This window comes from Pseudomonas sp. HMWF032 (assembly GCF_003060885.1).
Classification (GTDB): Bacteria; Pseudomonadota; Gammaproteobacteria; order Pseudomonadales; family Pseudomonadaceae; genus Aquipseudomonas.
Genome location: NZ_QAIG01000006.1, coordinates 195,127 through 212,759, shown reverse-complemented (window position 1 = coordinate 212,759; position 17,633 = coordinate 195,127). Strand labels below are relative to the sequence as shown.

At 61.4% G+C, this 17,633-nt stretch carries 12 protein-coding genes; 7 read left to right on the top strand and 5 right to left on the bottom strand.

Features of this window, described 5'->3' with window-relative positions:
- Positions 1-22: 22 nt before the first annotated feature.
- The 4 genes from DBR00_RS10830 (at position 23) to fhuF (ending at position 5,545) form a co-directional block, all read left to right on the top strand.
- On the top strand, positions 23-2,338 hold the full coding sequence (locus DBR00_RS10830; RefSeq protein WP_158271563.1) for a TonB-dependent siderophore receptor: 2,316 nt from the start codon (positions 23-25) through the stop codon (positions 2,336-2,338).
- Positions 2,328-3,326 (top strand): GNAT family N-acetyltransferase, encoded by a 999-nt coding sequence (locus tag DBR00_RS10825; RefSeq protein ID WP_108486343.1) that lies wholly within the window; start codon positions 2,328-2,330, stop codon positions 3,324-3,326. The genes DBR00_RS10830 and DBR00_RS10825 overlap by 11 nt, the downstream gene beginning before the upstream one ends.
- Before the next feature lie 154 nt (positions 3,327-3,480).
- A complete protein-coding gene (locus DBR00_RS10820) occupies positions 3,481-4,779 on the top strand; it encodes a lysine N(6)-hydroxylase/L-ornithine N(5)-oxygenase family protein (protein WP_108486344.1) in 1,299 nt (432 codons plus the stop codon).
- Complete coding sequence (fhuF, locus tag DBR00_RS10815) at positions 4,730-5,545, top strand: siderophore-iron reductase FhuF (protein WP_256582986.1); 816 nt, start codon at positions 4,730-4,732, stop codon at positions 5,543-5,545. The genes DBR00_RS10820 and fhuF overlap by 50 nt, the downstream gene beginning before the upstream one ends.
- Positions 5,546-5,711: 166 nt before the next feature.
- Here the strand turns inward: fhuF and fhuB are convergent, their stop codons facing one another.
- The 5 genes from fhuB to DBR00_RS10790 all read right to left on the bottom strand — a co-directional run bounded on the left by fhuB (position 5,712) and on the right by DBR00_RS10790 (position 11,925).
- Positions 5,712-7,724 (bottom strand): Fe(3+)-hydroxamate ABC transporter permease FhuB, encoded by a 2,013-nt coding sequence (gene fhuB / locus DBR00_RS10810; protein ID WP_108486346.1) that lies wholly within the window; start codon positions 7,722-7,724, stop codon positions 5,712-5,714.
- Positions 7,721-8,578 carry an ABC transporter substrate-binding protein gene (locus DBR00_RS10805; RefSeq protein ID WP_108486347.1) on the bottom strand — a complete coding sequence of 286 codons (858 nt, stop codon included), beginning with the start codon at positions 8,576-8,578 and terminating at the stop codon, positions 7,721-7,723. Before DBR00_RS10805 ends, fhuB begins: the two co-directional genes overlap by 4 nt.
- Positions 8,578-9,345 carry an ATP-binding cassette domain-containing protein gene (locus tag DBR00_RS10800; RefSeq protein WP_108486348.1) on the bottom strand — a complete coding sequence of 256 codons (768 nt, stop codon included), beginning with the start codon at positions 9,343-9,345 and terminating at the stop codon, positions 8,578-8,580. The genes DBR00_RS10805 and DBR00_RS10800 overlap by 1 nt, the downstream gene beginning before the upstream one ends.
- A gap of 614 nt (positions 9,346-9,959) precedes the next feature.
- Entirely contained in the window at positions 9,960-10,997 is a 1,038-nt protein-coding gene (locus tag DBR00_RS10795) for an AraC family transcriptional regulator (protein ID WP_108486349.1), read from the bottom strand.
- A gap of 10 nt (positions 10,998-11,007) precedes the next feature.
- Positions 11,008-11,925 (bottom strand): GGDEF domain-containing protein, encoded by a 918-nt coding sequence (locus tag DBR00_RS10790; RefSeq protein WP_108486350.1) that lies wholly within the window; start codon positions 11,923-11,925, stop codon positions 11,008-11,010.
- Positions 11,926-12,326: 401 nt separating this feature from the next.
- Between DBR00_RS10790 and DBR00_RS10785 the strand changes: the two genes are divergently transcribed.
- The 3 genes from DBR00_RS10785 (at position 12,327) to tolQ (ending at position 17,628) form a co-directional block, all read left to right on the top strand.
- Positions 12,327-14,834, top strand: a complete 2,508-nt coding sequence (locus DBR00_RS10785) for a TonB-dependent receptor (protein WP_108486351.1) — start codon at positions 12,327-12,329, stop codon at positions 14,832-14,834.
- Between the two features lie 71 nt (positions 14,835-14,905).
- Complete coding sequence (locus DBR00_RS10780; RefSeq protein ID WP_108486352.1) at positions 14,906-16,831, top strand: phytase; 1,926 nt, start codon at positions 14,906-14,908, stop codon at positions 16,829-16,831.
- An 86-nt stretch (positions 16,832-16,917) separates the two neighbouring features.
- Positions 16,918-17,628 (top strand): protein TolQ, encoded by a 711-nt coding sequence (gene tolQ / locus DBR00_RS10775; RefSeq protein ID WP_108486353.1) that lies wholly within the window; start codon positions 16,918-16,920, stop codon positions 17,626-17,628.
- The last annotated feature ends 5 nt before the right edge of the window (positions 17,629-17,633 follow it).

Sequence of the window (17,633 nt, the reverse complement as noted above, 5' to 3'; positions counted from 1 at the left end):
ACATTTAACTATGGAGCAGTGGATGGAACAGCAGTCGAAGTATCTGGCCAGAGCCCCCTTCCCTAAGGCGCATCTGCACGTGGCAATGGCATGCGCACTGGGTGCGCTGAGTTTTGCCACCTTGGCAGAGGAAGCGGCTCAGAAACCACTGGAGCTAGACGCACAGTACATCAGTGGCGAGCTGGATAGTCCGGTTGGCGAAGATCAAGGTTATGTGGCCAAGAACAGTCGCAGTGCTACCAAGACCAACACGCCCCTCAATGAAACTCCCCGCTCGGTATCTGTAGCTACCCAGCAGGAAATGAAGGATCGCAACGTTCAAACCATCAGTGATGCGCTGCGCTACTCGGCCGGCATTCAGGCTGGATATTTTGGTGAAGACAATAAGCAGGATTGGTTCATTCTGCGCGGCTTCAAGCAGGCCAATAATGGGCTGTTTCAGGATGGCGTACGTGTCTACTCCAGTGGTTTCTACAGCTGGCAGATCGACCCCTATATGCTTGAGCGCGTCGAGGTACTGAAAGGGGCCTCTTCCGTGCTTTACGGTCAATCCACACCTGGCGGCATCATAAATCTGCAGAGTAAGCGCCCCAATGCTGAGGCTAAGAACGAAGTAGGCCTGCAGTACGGCAGCTTCAACCGCAAGCAGCTGCAGTTCGATGTGGGCGGCAAGCTGGATGAACAGGGGGACGTCCTGTTCCGTGTGGTTGGCCTATCCCGCGACACGGGGACTCAGGTCGACGATGTCGATGCTGAGCGCTTATTGCTCGCACCATCCATGACATTCAACTTCAACGATGAAACCTCGTTGACCGTGCTGGCTAACTTCCAGAAAGACCGCTCCGACCCACAACTGCAGTTTCTTCCTGCCGAAGGAACGCTATACAACGTTGGTAACGGCTATATCGATACCGATACTGCGGTCGGTAACCCTGACTACGAAAAGTTTGACCGCACTCAATACTCCCTAGGATACGAGCTGAATCATCGCCTCAGTGATTCCTGGGACTTCCAGCAAAATTTCCGTTACGGTCATCTTGATGTCGACCTGCGCCAGATGTACTACGCCGGGCATTCCATTGACCTGCTGCGAAGCGCGGCTTCTTCCCTTGTTGGCGGCGCAACAAACGGTCCCGCTTTCAACTTCGCCTTTGGCATGGTCAGCGCCGCTTACCCCGATCTGAACGATCCTAGCCGACAGAAGATTATGCGTGGTTTGACCTATACCGATGGTCAAGCCGACAACCTGTCGCTGGATAACCGCCTAGTCAACTACTGGCGCGGTGAAGTGCTTGAAAGCACCTTCCTGGCTGGCGTCGACTATCAACAGCTGAAGATTAACGAAGAATCCTTTGGTTCTGATCCGCTAATTCGTGAACCGCTCAATGCCTACAACCCCAGTTATGGCAGCGTAAACTTGGTAAAACTGGGTGCCGCAGGACTGAGTCCTGTTACCGCGTCCGACCTGCAAGACAAGCGTACTCGTGCCGATCAAATCGGTATCTATATGCAAGAGCAGCTCAAGGTCGATGATCACTGGGTACTCCTGCTTGGCGGTCGTTACGACAATGCCCGTTCTGATATCGACAACCGTACGACTGGTGTGCACAAAAGCATTCGCGACGAGGAGTTCACTTGGACTGTGGGGTCGGCTTACGTCGCAGATAACGGGCTGACTCCTTATGTCAGCTACTCCGAGTTCTTCCTGCCCGTTAGCGAGATCAACCCGACTACTGGCGATCCGTATAAGCCGGAGAGTGGCGATCAGAAGGAGGTTGGCCTGAAGTACGAGCCGCAAGGATTCGACGGCTCTTTCAACTTGGCTTTGTTTGAGCTGACTCAGCAGAACGTGCGAAAAACTACGGGAAATGGAATTCGCACTCAGTTAGGGGAAGTGCGTAGTCGCGGCATCGAACTTGAGGCCGCTGCGCAGGTGGTCGATAGCTTGAGTTTGGTAGGCTCCGTCACTCTGCTCGATGCAGAAACGACCAAGACCACCGTTGGCGCCGAAAAAGGAAAAACCCCTTCGCAAGTAGCTGATCGTTTGGCCTCACTGTGGGCGACCTATCGCTTCAGTGAGGGCTGGTTGAACGGATTTGCTGTAGGTGCAGGTGCTCGCTATACCGGCGAAAGTTATGGCGATAACAGAGAAACCGACACTCTGCGTTTACCGTCTTACACAGTATATGACGCCATGGTCAGCTACAAACTTCAGGACGTAACGTTCCAGGTAAATGCAAACAACGTCACTGACAAGGAATACGTGGCTACCTGTGACTTCTACTGCTGGTACGGCAACCGTCGCAACATCATCGCCAGTGCTACCTATGAATTCTAACAAGCTGACCCGGCTGCCGCTGCCTGATGGTCGGCAGCTGAGCGCCCGCGACGATGGTGCCAGCCTGGCGCTGCACCTGGACGAGCATGCGCTGCTGCGTGCGCAACGTCAGGGTGAGTTGCTGGTTCCGCTGGAACTGGCCCTGGCCGAACAGGCCGAGGCGCTATGGCTGCTGGCCTATTGGTGTTTCGCCAACGAGCCACAACGGCAAAGCCTGGTGCTGCGGCTGGAGCAGGTCGACCCGGCGCTGCTGAACAGCGGCCTGCTGGTCGTCGCAGGTGACGAGCTGTGCATCGAGCGTGCGCGGTTCTGGCAACTGACGGGGCCGTTCCTGCGTAACGTCAGTCATGCCGGTTACCCGCAGCAGATGATCATGCACGCCAGTGGGCGGCGTCATCCGCGTCGTGGGCCTAAGCCGGTGGGTGAAGTCTATCGGCGCTTCGATGCCAACCTGGGCGCGTGGATTTCCCTGCGCACATTGGATATCGACGAGGACCTCGCGCGCTTCAACCGATGGCAGAACAGTGCCCGGGTGGCGGCGTTCTGGCAGGAGGAGGGCGATCTGGACAAGCACCGGCGCTACCTGCAGGAACTGCTCGACGACCCGCGCGTACTGCCCCTGATCGGCTGCTTCGACGATCAGCCGTTCGCCTATTACGAAGCCTACTGGGCCAAGGAAGACCGCATCGCGCCGTTCTACGCGGTAGACGACTACGACCGTGGCATCCATATGTTGGTCGGCGAGGAAAACCATCGTGGTCCGCATAAGGTGGCCAGTTGGTTGAATGCGCTGACACATTACCTGTTGCTCGATGAGCCACGCACCCAGCGCATTGTCGCCGAGCCACGGGCCGACAACGCCAAGATGATTGGCCACATGCAAGCCCAGGGTTACCACAAGGACAAGGAATTTCATTTCCCCCACAAGCGCGCGGCACTGATGATCCAGTCCCGCGAGGTGTTTTTCGAACGCTGCAATTTGGCGTAGCAAGCGCTGCAAAAGACTGTCGCTTGGTATGCAGACACAAGATGAGTCGCGCTTAACGCGACCACTGACTGATGAGGTTGGGCAAGGCGAGTGCCGTTCCGCCATAGAACCCACTTGACCTTCACACGAGCCATTTGCGGGATCGGTGCCTGACATGAGCATAGAAACGCTGGAATACGATGTAATCGGCCTGGGCTTTGGCCCGGCCAACTTGGCCATTGCCGTGGCCCTCGACGAAGACCGCCGCACGCGCGAGCAGGGCGGTCTGCGTTATTGCTTCCTGGAAATGAAACCGGCCTTCGAATGGCACGGTGGCATGCTCCTGGAAGACAGTCGCATGCAGATTTCCTTCCTCAAGGATCTGGCGACCCTGCGCAACCCGGCCAGCCGCTTCACCTTCGTCAACTACCTGCACCAGAAAGGGCGCCTGGCGTCCTTCATCAACGTCGGCACCTTCACGCCGTCGCGCCTGGAGTACAACGACTACCTGGGCTGGGCTGCGGCCCAGTTCAGTGACCGCGTGCACTATGGTGAGGAAGTCATCGGCGTCGAGCCGCTGCTCGATGGCGACGACGTAACTCGGGTCAAGGTGATCTCGCGCCTGGCCGATGGCCGAACCCGAGCGCGCATCACCCGTAACTTGGTCGTGAGCATTGGCGGCGAACCGGTGGTGCCCGAGGCGTTCCGCCCGCTCAAGGGCGATGCACGCGTGATGCACTCATCCGGCTACCTGGAGCGTATCCACGCCTGTGGCGAGCCCAAGCGCCTGGCGGTGCTGGGTTCCGGGCAGAGCGCGGCGGAAATCTTCACCGACCTGTGCGGCCGTTACCCGCAGGCCGAGGTCTCGCTGGTGATGCGCAGCCAGGCACTGCGCCCGGCGGACGACAGCCCGTTCGTCAACGAGATCTTTGATCCGTCCTATACCGACGTGGTCTACGGCCAGTCCTCGGAGGAGCGCCAGGCGTTCATCCAGGCCAACGCGCAGACCAACTACTCGGTGGTCAACCTGGACCTGATCGAGAGCATCTATCACCGCCTGTACCTGCAGAAAGTCACCGGCCATGCGCCGCACAGCCTGCTGACGCAACGCAGCATCGAAGCGGTGGAGGCGGGCGCCGAGGGCATTCGCCTAACCCTGAGCGGTCCGCCGGGCGTGGAAGAGCGCCTGTATGATGCTGTGGTCTTGGCCACCGGTTATCGACGCGACGGCTACAAGCGCCTGCTCGGTGGATTGGCCGCGCACCTGGGCGAGGGCGTCGAGCGCGACTATCGCCTGTGCTGCCAGCCGCAGATGAGCGCCGGTATCTATCTGCAGGGCTGTTGCGAATCCAGTCACGGCCTGAGCGACACGCTGTTGTCGGTGCTGGCCATACGTTCACAGGAAGTGGTCGACGCTTTGTTGGATGATCGCCGCCACCGACACACCCAAGGAGTCGCCAGCGCATGCGCCTGACCCAGGCGGGGGGCCGATGATCCCGGCCATTGCCCCGTTGTTCCAAGGGCCTTTCGCCCATTACCGCGATGTTCTCACCCTTGCGGATGACCCACGCCCGGCACTGTCCGGGCGTGAGTTTGTCAGCGCCGAACGTCTGGAAGAGCAGATGCTGCGCTTCGCCCCCGAGCACGCCGAAGGCGATCGCCGGGCGCTGATGTCGCTGTGGTCCAAGTACTACTTCCTGCGCCTGATTCCGCCGGTACTGGCTGCCGGACTGATCCTTAACTGGCGCCTGCCGCTGGACTTCGACGAGATCCAGGTGGTGGTCGGCGCCGACGGCCTGCCCGAGGCGTTCAAGCTGCCGCATGCCGGCGAGCGCTGGAGCAGCGCGCCGGCCAATGGCTTCGAGCGTTTCGCCGGACTGCTCGACGACAACCTGCTGCCTTTCATCGACGCACTGCGCAGCCATCGCAAGGTCGCCGCACGGGTGCTGTGGAGCAACGCTGGCAACTACTTCGAGTGGTTCATGAGCACCCTCGGCGGCCTGCCGTTCCCCAAACCGATGCTGGCCCAGGGGTTTGAAGTACTGGAAAGCAAACTGCGCCCCGATGGCAGCCGCAATCCGCTGTGCCAGCCAGTGCTCTACGTGCCCCAGGGCGAGGGCTGCGCGCCCTGGCGCCAGCGCAAGCAGTGCTGCATCCGCAACGAGCTGGGCATGGCCATGTGCGACAACTGCCCGCTGCTCGAAGAGCCGCCGGCGGAAGGCGTGGCCGTACTGGATTGAGGGTGTTCGCGAGCCGTTCTCTCGCTCCTGCATGATTGGTTTGCGTAGGAGCGAGTTTCTGCTGGCGAATAGCTTTCAGCCGTAGCCCGGATGCAATCCGGGAAACAGGCGGCTCGGCTCCCGGATTACATCTGGGCTACAAGGCGAGCGAGCAGCCTTGAGAGCCTCAGCGTCGATACAGGCACAGCATGAAGTAGGCGCCACCCAGCAGCGATGCCAGCAGCCCCGCAGGCAATTGCGCGGGGAACAGCAGGGTGCGTCCCAGCCAATCCGCCGCCACCATCACCAGTGCACCCAACAGCGCTGCGCCGAGCAGTTGCGGCACGGCGCGGGCCAGGCCAAGCAGGCGAGCCAGGTGCGGTGCCAGCAGGCCGATAAAGCTCAGCGGGCCGACGATCAGGGTGGCGCCGGCGGTGAGCAGCGCAGACAGCAGCAACAGCACAAAACGGCTTCGTCCCAGCGGCACGCCCAGAGCGCGCGGCGTGCCATCGCCCAGCGGCAGCAACTCCAGCCAGCGGCCGAAGGGCAGCGCGACGACCAGCAGCACCAGGCTGCAAACCAGTACCCACAGCGCCATCTGCGGGCCGACGAAGTAGGTGGAACCGGACATCCAGCCCAGCAGGTTCTGCCCGCGCGGATCGCCGCCGGCCAAGATGATCACCTGCAGGGCGTCGAACAGCGCGGTGACGCTGATGCCGATCAGCAGCACCCGCTCGGGAGCGAAGCCGGAGCGGCGTGACAGGCCGAGCAGCAGCGCAAGGGTTAGACCAGCACCCAGGCCGCCCAGCACCAATTGGGCCAGCGGGCCGGAGTAAGGCAACAGGAATAGCAGGGTGATCAGGCCCAGGGCGGCGCCTGCGCTGATACCGAGCACCTCTGGGCTGGACATCGGGTTACCGGTCAGGCGCTGGATCATGCAGCCGGCCAAGGCCAGCATGCAGCCGGCGGCAGCAGCGGCCATCACTCTTGGCCAGCGCCAGTCGAGCAGGGTGGCGTCGCCCAGATTCCATTGCCAACCGTCCAGGCCACGACCCAAACCGAGGGCGATCAGCAGTGCGCAGGCCAAAGCCACAGCCAACGGCAGCAAGCGTCTGGCCGGGAACGGATGGCGGATGAAGTGATGAGCGTCGCCGCTGTGCGGCTGACCACCGGCCAGGCGCAGGCGGGGCAACAGCCAGAGCAGCAGAGGCGCGCCGAGCAGGGCGGTGGCGGCACCGGTGGGCACCAGTTCGGCGAGGTTGCCAGCCAGACGCTGGATACCCAGATCGGTGACGCTCAGCAGCAGGCCGCCGAGCAGCGGTGCCCAGCACAGGCGCTGGGCGAAAGTACGCGCGCCGAGCAGGCGCACCAGCGCCGGGGCGGCCAGGCCGATGAAGCCGATCACGCCGACCGTGCTGACCACACAGGCAGCCAGGTACACGGCCAAGGTCAGGGTGACGAAGCGCAGGAAACGCAGCGGTACGCCCAGGCTTTTCACCCCGCTGTCGTCGAGCTCCAGCAGGGCCAGCGGACGCAGCAACGGCAGCAGGAGCAGCAGGCCGACGACCAGGCGTGGCACGAGGAACTGCACGCCGCTCCAGCTGTTCTGGCTGAGCGAGCCGGAGCCCCAGATAAACACCGCGTTGAGGTCCTGCTGCTGGACCAGCATCAGGGTCACGTTGAGTGCGCTCAGATACAGCGTCACCACCAGGCCGGCGAGGATCAGTGTCAGCGGCGCCAGGCCACGTCGCCAGGCCAGAGCGAACACCAGCAGGGAGGCCAGGCCGCCGCCAGCCAGGGCCACCCATTCGCGGCCGAAATCCAGTAGCCAGGGCGCCCATAAAGTGGCTACCAGCAGGCCGAGCTGGGCGCCGCTGGCCACGCCCAGGGTGGTCGGCGAGGCCAGCGGGTTGCGCAACACCTGCTGCATCAGGGTGCCGGCCAAGGCCAGCACGGCGCCGCAGAGCAGGGCGATGCACAGGCGTGGCAACCAGCTGAAATGCAGGATCAGTTGCGCCATATCGCCGTCTTGTGGGGCGAACATGGCCTGCAGCCATTGTCCGCTCGGAAGACGCTGGTCCAGGTGAGTGAAGGCAAGGGCCAAGGTCAGTGCCAACAGCAGGCCGCACAGCCAGGCAGGATGGTTGGAGAAGCCGCGATGAGTGCGCACGGGCAGTAGTCCTTGAGCCAGGTCGGTCATTGCGTGCTCTCCGGCAGCAGGCGCGCCTCCAGCAGGTTGGCGAATCGCTCGGCGGCCATCAGGCCGTTGAAGCTCCAGACTGGCGGTAGGTCATACAGACGCCCCGCGCGCACGGCGGGCAGCTGGTTCCACAGGGCGCTGCTGGCCAGACCATCCTGGGTGCCGGGTGGCATGGGTTTGAGGTAGAGCAGGGCGGCCTCGGGCGTCTCCGCCAGGCGGTCGATACCCTGCTGGCTGAATCCCCAGTAATTGGTCGGGCCCTGCCAGGCGTTACGCAGGCCGACGCGATCGAGCACGCCCTGGTAGATGCTCTGCTTGCCGAACAGGCGCACGTGGCGCTGGTCGAGGAAGGTCATCACGTAGAAAGGTGGCAACGCCTGCGCTGCCAGGTGCTGGCGGACCCGATCCATGGTGGCGTCGATGCGGGCGATCATCGCTTCGCCTTCGGCCTGCCGCCCAAGCAGTTCGGCCAGCTCGCGGGTCACCCGCTGGGCACCGATATAGGCCTCGGTTTCCGGGGTGTAAATGGCCAGCGTGTGCACCGGTGCCACCCGCTCCAGCTGCGCGCGGCTGGCGGCGAACTGCGGGGTGATCAGAATCATGTCCGGCTTGAGCTGGCTGAGCAGCTCCAGGTTGGGCTCGATGCGCAGGCCGAGGTCGACCACCTGCGCCGGCAGTTCGGGCGCCTGCACCCAGCGTCGATAGCCTTCGGTTTGCGCCACAGCGATGGGCGTCACACCCAAGCCGAGCAGGGTTTCGGTCAAGCCCCAGTCGATCACCGCGATGCGCGGCTGGTGAACATCGGCCTGAGCCAGGCCCGCCAGCAGGGCGAGCACACAGAGCAGCCCGCGCATCACACCACCACGGCGATGGGTTGCTGGCCCTGCGGATGGCTGAGCACCTGCATGGGCAGGCCGTAGATGGCCTCCAGATTGCTGTCCGTCATCAGTTCGGCCGGGCTGCCATCCAGCAGCAGGCGGCCGCTGTGCAGGGCGATCAGGCGGTCGCAGTAACGGCTGGCCATGTTGATGTCATGCAAGACCACGATCACGCTCAGGCTCAACTGGCGGCTGAGCTGATGCACCAGGCCGAGCACATCCACCTGATGAGCGATGTCGAGGGCCGAGGTCGGCTCATCCAGCAGCAGGTAGCGGCTGTTCTGCGCCAGCAGCATGGCCAGCCAGACGCGCTGGCGCTCGCCACCGGAGAGGCTGTCGACCATGCGTTCGGCGAAGCGCTCGGTGTCGGTCAGAAGCATGGCCTCGCGCACCTTGGCGTGATCCTCGCTGCCGAAGCGGCCGAGCAGGCCGTGCCAGGGATAGCGGCCGAAGCCGACCAGCTCGCGCACCGTCAGGCTCTCGGCGGGAGGCAGTTGCTGCGGCAGATAGGCCACCTGGCGGGCAAAGTCGCGGTCCTTCCAGGCGGCCAGCGGTAAATCGTCCAGCAGCAGGTGGCCGGAACTGGCCGGTTGCTGGCGAGCCAACATTTTTAGCAGAGTGGATTTACCGGAGCCATTGTGCCCAATTAACCCCACCACCTGACCTTGGGGGATATCCAGTGTCAGCGGATGCAGCAGGATTCGCTCAGCCAGGCTAAAACTGACCGCGTCGAGTCGGAACATGGGCAATCCTTGCGTGCAGGTAATGGTGATGGGATTTTATCTCATTTGATACCGTATCCCAAGTGGTAATGCTGCGTGGAATTCTCGCGATTAATCCTTTATGGCCCGTATGGCACAGCAATTTAAATGGGGTGAAAAGGGCTATGTGGCACACACTATTTTGGAACAGTGATAGCTAGCGGTGCCGCGAGTTTTGGGCTGAATGGGGATGTGCCGTGCAGCGAATAGTGCAGTCTGAAAAGCAAGTAATAGAAGGGGGCTAGCGTCAGTTGGCGGTCGATTTTGTTGATAAAGCCGGTTTGTGAGTAAGCTCATTACGGCAGCTAAAAAATCGCTCGATCTCGGTGTTGCTACGTAAAACAAAAACAGCTCCGTCTTCTGCGCGAACCAGATTCCACCCTTTACTTCTTGCTGTCCGGGTTGATGGAGAGGTCCTTCCAAATGCAGGAAAACACTCCATTGAGCTCAGTGACAAACGGACTTTTGAAAGGCCCGTTCGTCTTCATCACCACCTGGATGAATGCCTGCGAGTTACATAGCCGTCAGACGGAGGTCGTCACGCGGTCAGCAGGCAGCGAATTGGTGTCGATTCAGTGAGGCTTAAGGGATTTGGGTTATCTTGCTTCACACAACTGCCGCAGCGCGCTGGGGGACAGCCCGGTCCAGCGTTTGAATGAGCGGCGGAAGTTGGTCGCGTCGTGAAAGCTCAGGAAGTCGGCGATCTCCTCATTGCTGTACGCCTTGATCCGATAAAGGTAGAGCGCCACGTGCTTGCGCACACGGTCGTGCTGTTCCTGATAGTGCGTGCCGTGTTTCTGCAGTTTGCGTTTGAAGGTCGCGGGGCTCATCTCGAAGGCGTGCGCGGCCTGCTCCAGGCTCGGTGACTGACGCACGTTGGCTTGCAGCCAGGCATATAAACGGTCCAGCAGGCTGGCTTGATAACCAAGGCCCTGCAGTTGCCGCGCAGCTTCCTGGCGGGCCACCGCACCGGCGGTGTGTGCGGCGTTGGGCCAAGCGGCGGTCATGACTTCGCGGGGCAGGCGCAGCATGTCCAGTTGGCTATCGAAATGCACGTCTTCGCCCAAGTGCACCCAATATTGCTCGATATAGCGTGGCTGCGCGTGGGCGAAGTGGAAACGCCACGGCAGCTTTTGCCCGGACAGCCAGCGTGCCATCGCCACCACAGCCGTCATGCAGGCTTCGACCAGAAAACGCCAGTGCGGTCCGGCACCGCTGCTGTCGACCCAGTAGAGGTAGGCGTGTTGTTCGTCGAGCAACAGCCTTGGCGCCAGTAACGGGCTGAACAGCGCGCGCATCTCGATCAGCAGCTCTAGCGCCTGCTGCAGGTTGCCAGCTTGTTGCAGCGCCTGGCTGGCCGCGCCGTAATGGCCAGGCAACAGGCGCTGGCCGAAGAGGAAGCTGGTGTCGTCGGCATCCAGCAGGTGTTGCGCGTTATCGATCAGTACCAAGAATTGCTGCGGACAGATGCGCATCTGGCCTGCCAGGATGTCGTCATAGAACAAGCCGGTGCCGCGCAACAATCGATGGGTATCGATCTCACGGCTGATGGCCAAGTCGATCAATGCCGCAGGTTGGTAATGGGCGGCAATAAAGCGGCTGTCGCATTCGTACCAGGGAGTTTTTACGGTCATGGCATCCGCCTCAGGCGCGCTTGATAAAGGGCGGTTGTTTTGCCCGCGCCAGCGCTAGATTTAACCTCTGCAACAAGCCCTCGGGACTGTCTTGTTGCGCCATGACAACCGCGACACTGGCGCTCAGTTGCAGCCGTTCGCCATGCAGGTGGCTTTTATAGGCAAGGTGTTGGATGGCAGCTTGTAGCTCCAAAGACTGATGCCGAGCTTGTTGTTCACCGGTATTGGGCAGCAGCACGACGAATCGGTCGCCAGCTAAGCGACAGAGCAGGTCCTGGCGGCGCAGGTTGAGCACCATCACCTGCGACACTACCTGCAATACGCGGTCACCCTCGGCGTGGCCGTATTCACGATTGACCCGGCTGAAATCGTCCAGGTCGAGGATCATCAGCGACAGCGGCAGTTGCTCGCTGTGCGCCTCCTGCAAGGCTTGCTGCAACTGCAGGCGCAGATAGTCAGCTCCGCCCAGCGGGGTGACTTTGTCGAACAGGCGATGCTCGCGAAACAGCCGCTCGCGCTTTTCCATTTGTCCGCTGATGGCCAGCTGTTCGCGGTGCCAGTGGTAGATGCCCAGTGTCATCAGGATAAACCCCACGGGCATCGGGCCAGACTCCAGCCACTTGTCCCAGGCGATGCTTTCCGACAGTTGCACGAACTCGTCGAGGGTATCCATCCACAGCGAGAAGAACAGGCATGCCAGGCCGTAGAACAGCAGAGTAGTGACTTGCCCGGCCGGGCGACTTTTCAGCAGTAGGCCGATCCACACCAGCACCAGCAAAGCCGAGCCGCCTTCACCGCCGATATCAGTCCAGTTCCATTCGCCCAATGCTTTGAGTGTGCCAGCGCCGAGGTAGGCGAGCAGGCCGAAGTTGGCTGCCAGCAATAGGCCGGTGAGTTTCCATACGTGCAATTTCAGCAGTGGCGGCATGGCCAATAGGCTCCGCAGAGAGTAATGGCCGCCAGCACAACAGATGCTTATGACGGTTTGGTTGCAATGGGGGAGGTCAAATTGGCTCAGGGTTCTTCGCCGGTTAATTGAGCTTTATGGCGATCAGGCGGTTTATGCCGGTGCGTGATGACGCATTTCTGCCGCGCTATAAATGAAGGGGGGCGCTAAACAGCGTACCGGCCTGGCGGGTAGTTGGCCGCTCGGCTGCGACGTTGCGGTCATTTCAGCTCAATTGCGTGTAATAACCCGCTGAAACCCACTGATTTAGCGGTATTGCCGCATGTGTTGTCACAGAAGCGTCATCACTCCTGCCTAGCTTTCGCTCCCCAATAGCCCGGCCATTGCAGCCTGGCAGCGATCAATCTTGGGGAGGGTAGGTGATGAAGGTTCGCAGCAGTTCCGCTCGCAATTCGGGTTTGCATATCAGCGTATTGGCCCTGGCAATCGCTTCCAGTAGCCAGTTGATGGCGGCTGAACCGGCCACCGAATACGTCGAGGTGGTCGGTCAGGCCGTTAGCATCGACAAGGCGCTGAAAGAGCAGCGCAGTTCCGACAACGTTGAGAGCGTGGTGCACGCCGATGGCATCGCTCAGCTGCCGGACGACAACGCCGCCGAAGCACTGCAGCGTATTCCAGGCTTGTCGGTTGAGCGCGATCAGGGTGAGGGGCGTTTTGTCAGCGTGCGCGGTATTGGCCCGGACCTGAACAGCGTGACCATCAACGGCACCCTGGTGCCCTCGCCGGAAAGTGACCGTCGCGCCGTGGCTCTGGATGTATTGCCCTCGGAGCTGGTGCAGTCGCTGACGGTGGTCAAGTCGCTGACCCCGGACATGGACGCCAATTCCCTTGGCGGTACCGTGGAGGTGGAGAGCCTGTCGGCTTTTGATCACGAAGGTCTGTTCTACACCGGCAGCGCCGAAGGCAGCTACGACGAGAACACCGAGCAAACCAGCCCGAAATTTTCCGGCGCGATCAGCGACCGTTTCAGCCTGGGCGACGGTATCGACAACTTCGGCGTGGCCGCCGCGTTGAGCTGGCAGGAGCGCGACTTTGGGTCGGACAACGTTGAGACTGGCGGCGCCTGGGACTTTGATAATGGCGCTCGGCTGGAAGAGCTGGAGCAGCGCGATTACGAAATCACTCGCGAGCGCACGGGCTTTGGCTTGAACTTCGACTACAAACCCGATGACCTCTCCAGCTATTACCTGCGCACCCTCTACAGCCGCTACAAGGACACTGAAACGCGCAATGCCGCCGGGGTCAAGTTTGCCGATGCCCAGTTGGCCGGTGAACGGGGCGATGCCGAAGGCTATCGCGAGCTGAAAAGCCGTGAGGAAACCCAAGAGGTGCAGTCCTATGTGCTCGGTGGTGAACGCGTGCTTGGCCTGTGGACGGTCGGCGCCCAGGCTGGCTACAGCCGCTCCAGCGAAGACAGCCCGGAAGGCATTGCCGGCGCGACCTTCGACGGCAACGACGACTTCACCGACGCCGGCTTTGGCGACACCAAGAAGCCGCGCCTGAGCATTGACTCGGCGTTTTATGACCCCAGCAACTTCACCCTCGACAGCGTCGATTGGGAAAAGCAGAAGACCACCGACACCGAGCAGAACATCAAACTCGATCTGGCGCGTGACTACGACCTCAACGGTTATGCCTCCCAGGTCAAATTCGGTGGCAAGCTCAGCCGCCGGGAAAAGGACAACGACCTGGAAGCCTGGAGCTATGAGGACTTCGACACCTTTGGCCTTTCGGACGCTCAACTCAATCTCAGTCAGTTCAGCAAAGGCTCGGTGGATTACGGCCTCGGCCGCTTCGGTCCCGGTATCAGCGACAAGGCCATCGAACGCCTGCTCGGCGGCTTGAACAAGGCCGACTTCTATAACGAAGAAGAGTCGCGGGTGAATGACTTCGAGATGAGCGAAGACATCAACGCCGCTTACCTGATGAACAGCCTCGACGTTGACGACTGGCGCTTTATCGCGGGTATGCGTTACGAGGGCACCGAGTTTGATGCCAAAGGCACCGGCATTCGCGATGGCGAATACGAGGCGACCCAAAGCGACACACGTTACGAGCACTGGCTGCCAGGCCTGCATGCGCGCTATCAGTTGAATGCCAGCACGCAAGTGCGTGCCGCCTGGACCAACACCGTGGTGCGGCCGACCTTTGGCCAACTGGCACCGGGCTTTGTCATCGATGGCGCTGATGCCAGCTTTGGTAACCCGGATCTCGACCCGCTGGAGTCGATGAACCTCGACCTTGGCATTGAGCACTACATGGGCCGTGCGGGCGTGGTTTCGGCCTTCGTGTTCTACAAAGACATCGACAGCTTCGTCTACAACACCGACCTGGCCGGCACCGGCGAATGGTTGGCCTTCGATGAAGCCTTGACCTTCGCCAATGGCGACAGCGCCGAGCTGTACGGCCTGGAACTGGCCTATTCGCAGAAATTTGACTGGTTGCCCGCCCCTTGGAACGGCCTGTTGATGGGCGCTAACGCCACCTTCAGCCGCTCCGATGCGAGCATCGAAGCGCAGGGCCTGAGCCGTGACATCGACCTGCCGAATCAGTCGGAAACGGTCGGCAACCTGATGTTCGGCTGGGAAGACGACAAGCTCAGCCTGCGTCTGTCCGCCAACTACAAGTCCGAGTACCTGGCCGAAGTGGCCGCCATCGACGACAAGGCCCATGACCTCTACGCCGATGAGCAGCTGTTTGTCGACTTCAGCGCCGGTTACTTCCTCACCCCTGCGCTGCAGCTGACCTTCCAGGCGCAGAACCTGACGGATGAGTCCTACTACGTTTACAGCGGCCGCCGCGACTTCAACGCCCAGTACGAAGAGTACGGCCCGACCTACAAGCTCGGCCTGACCTTCACCCACTTCTGACCTGTGTGTCGGCTGGGTGCGCCATGGTCGTGCCCGGTTGGCGGTTAAGTTTTCAGTAAGGATTTGCCCGTATGCCCCTTTCGTTTGTTAAGAGAAACCTGTTGCTCGCCAGTCTGATCGCCTTGAGCGCCTGCCAGAGCACGGTGACCGATAAACCTGCTGCAGCTTTGAACCTGCAGGCGCTTGCCAGCCCGAGCATGAAATCGGTTGAGGCGGCGCAATGGTTGGCCAGCGATAGCTTCTGGCCCGGCGCTGAACGTCTGCAAAGCAGTGAGAAGCAGGGCCTGTTCGTACTTGATGGCCAAGGCGCGACCCTGAGCCAACTACCCGGCACCTTTGCTAGCATCGATCATCGCGTTGGCCCGCGTGGCTTGCTGGTGGCGGCCCTGGATGTCGACCGTCAACAGGCGATGCTGGTCAACCTGGCAGACCAGCGCTGGGGAGAGCCGCTGTACCTGCCGCGCCCGAACTACAAAATCGATGGCCTGTGCCTGTACCGCGATGCTGCGAGCAATGCGTTTGTCTTTCTGGTCGGTGAGGAAGGGATCGGCGAGCAGTGGCTGGTCGCCCAGGACGAAGTGCCGCTGGCAACGCCCAAGCGCGTGCGCGGCATGAGCCTGCCGCCGGCCAGCGAGCACTGCCAGGTCGATGATCTGGCCGAGCGCCTGTATGTCAACGAGGAGGGCGTCGGTCTGTGGGCCTACGCCGCCCATGCCGAGGCTGATCTGGTACGCGAACCGGTAGGCTTGGTGCAGCCGTTCGGTGATATCGGCAAGGCGCTCGCTGGTATGGCCGTGGTGCCAGGTGGAGTGCTGGCGCTGGATCCGGAACGCAACAGCCTGCACCGCTATCAGCGAGGCGAAAAGGGCTGGCAGGCTCAGCCGGTGCTGCCTTTGGGTAAGCTGAATGAGCCGGAAGGCCTCAGCGTGCGCACGGTTGCGGGCGGCCTGGAACTGCTGGTGCGCGATGACGATGGCCTGCAGCACGGTCAGCTGGCCTGGCAGGCGCAAGCCCCTGAGCCGCAGGCGGCGCTGCCGATTCTGCCGGTGCAGGTGCAAACCGATCCGGTACCGAGTTTGGGCGATGCCGCCGATGACCCGGCGATCTGGGTACACCCGAGTGACCCGCGCAAAAGCCGCGTGCTCGGCACCGACAAGCAGGGCGGCCTGTTGGCCTATGACCTGGCTGGCAAGCAATTGCAGGACCTGCGCGTTGGGCGCTTGAACAACGTCGATGTGCGCGCAGGCTTCGACCTTAATGGCCAACTGGTCGATCTGGCCGTGGCCAGCAACCGTGACCACAACAGCCTGCAGTTATTTGCCATCGACCGCAGCAGCGGCGAGTTGCGCAACCTGGGCCAGCTGCCAACACCGCTCAAAGAGATTTACGGTCTGTGCATGTTCAAGGACGCCGGCGGGGCGATTTATGCAATTCCCAATGCCAAGGACGGCACCTTTCTGCAGTACCGCTTGAGTGCGGACGCTGAGCAGATCAAGGGTGAACTGGTGCGCCAGTTCAAGGTTGAGAGCCAGCCAGAAGCCTGCGTCGCCGATGACCGCAACCAGCGCCTGTTCGTCGGCGAAGAGGATGTCGCCGTCTGGACGCTGGACGCTCGCGCCGATGCGCCGACCCGGCTTGAACAGGTGATTGCGTCCGGCAATGTGGTCCACGACGACATCGAAGGCCTGGCTATTTATCAAGGCGCGACCCGCAACTACCTGGTGATTTCCAGCCAGGGCAACGACAGCTACGTGGTGCTTGATGCCACTGCGCCCTATGCCGTGCGCGGTGCGTTCCGCATCGGGTTGAACGCGCAACAAGGTATCGACGGCGCCTCGGAAACCGATGGCCTGGACGTTACTTCGGCCAACCTCGGCGGCATCTGGAGCGCCGGCATGCTGGTGGTACAGGACGGTCGCAAGCGTATGCCCGAAGACCGGCAGAACTACAAGTACCTGCCCTGGACCGCCGTGGCTAAAGCCCTCGGCCTGGAATAGCCCGCGCTGTCGTCATCAATCGGCAACACAAACGTAATCGAATAGTGGCGAGGGCTTTCCTCGGCGCGCGATGCAAGGAGACACCCATGCACAACCCCCTCGAACAGATGACCGTCTGGAGCCTGATCAGTGATGCCAGTCTGCTGGTGCAGGCGGTCATGCTGACCCTGTTGATGGCCTCGCTGCTTAGTTGGTACCTGATCATTCAGCGCAGTGCCGTATTGCGCCGTAACGAGCGCCTGATGAAAGACTTTCAACTGCGTTTTCGCAGTGGCCACGATCTGGCTCAGCTGTATCGCGAAGGTAGCGATGGGGTGGATGAGGATGCCGGCTTGCAGCGCATCTTCCAGGCCGGTTACCACGAGTATGTCCAGCTCAAGCGCGAGCCGGGGATTGCCGGTGAACTGGTGATCGACGGCGTCGAGCGCTCGCTGCTGGTGGCCATCAGCGAGCAGGAAGAACGCCTGGAAAAGGGGCTGCCGTTTCTTGCCACGGTCGGTTCGGTCAGCCCTTATATCGGCCTGTTCGGCACCGTGTGGGGGATCATGAATTCCTTTATCGGCCTGTCACAGGTGCAGCAGGCGACGCTCTCCACGGTCGCCCCAGGTATCGCCGAAGCGCTGATCGCCACGGCTATCGGCTTGTTTGCAGCGATTCCTGCAGTGATCGCCTACAACCGCTTCAGCGCCCGTGTGGCCACCCTGACCACGCGCTACTACGGCTTTGGCAACGAATTGCAGGCGCGGCTGCACCGCAAGCTACACGCCGCCAGCAGCCACGTCAGCGCCGTCGCCTGAGGAAC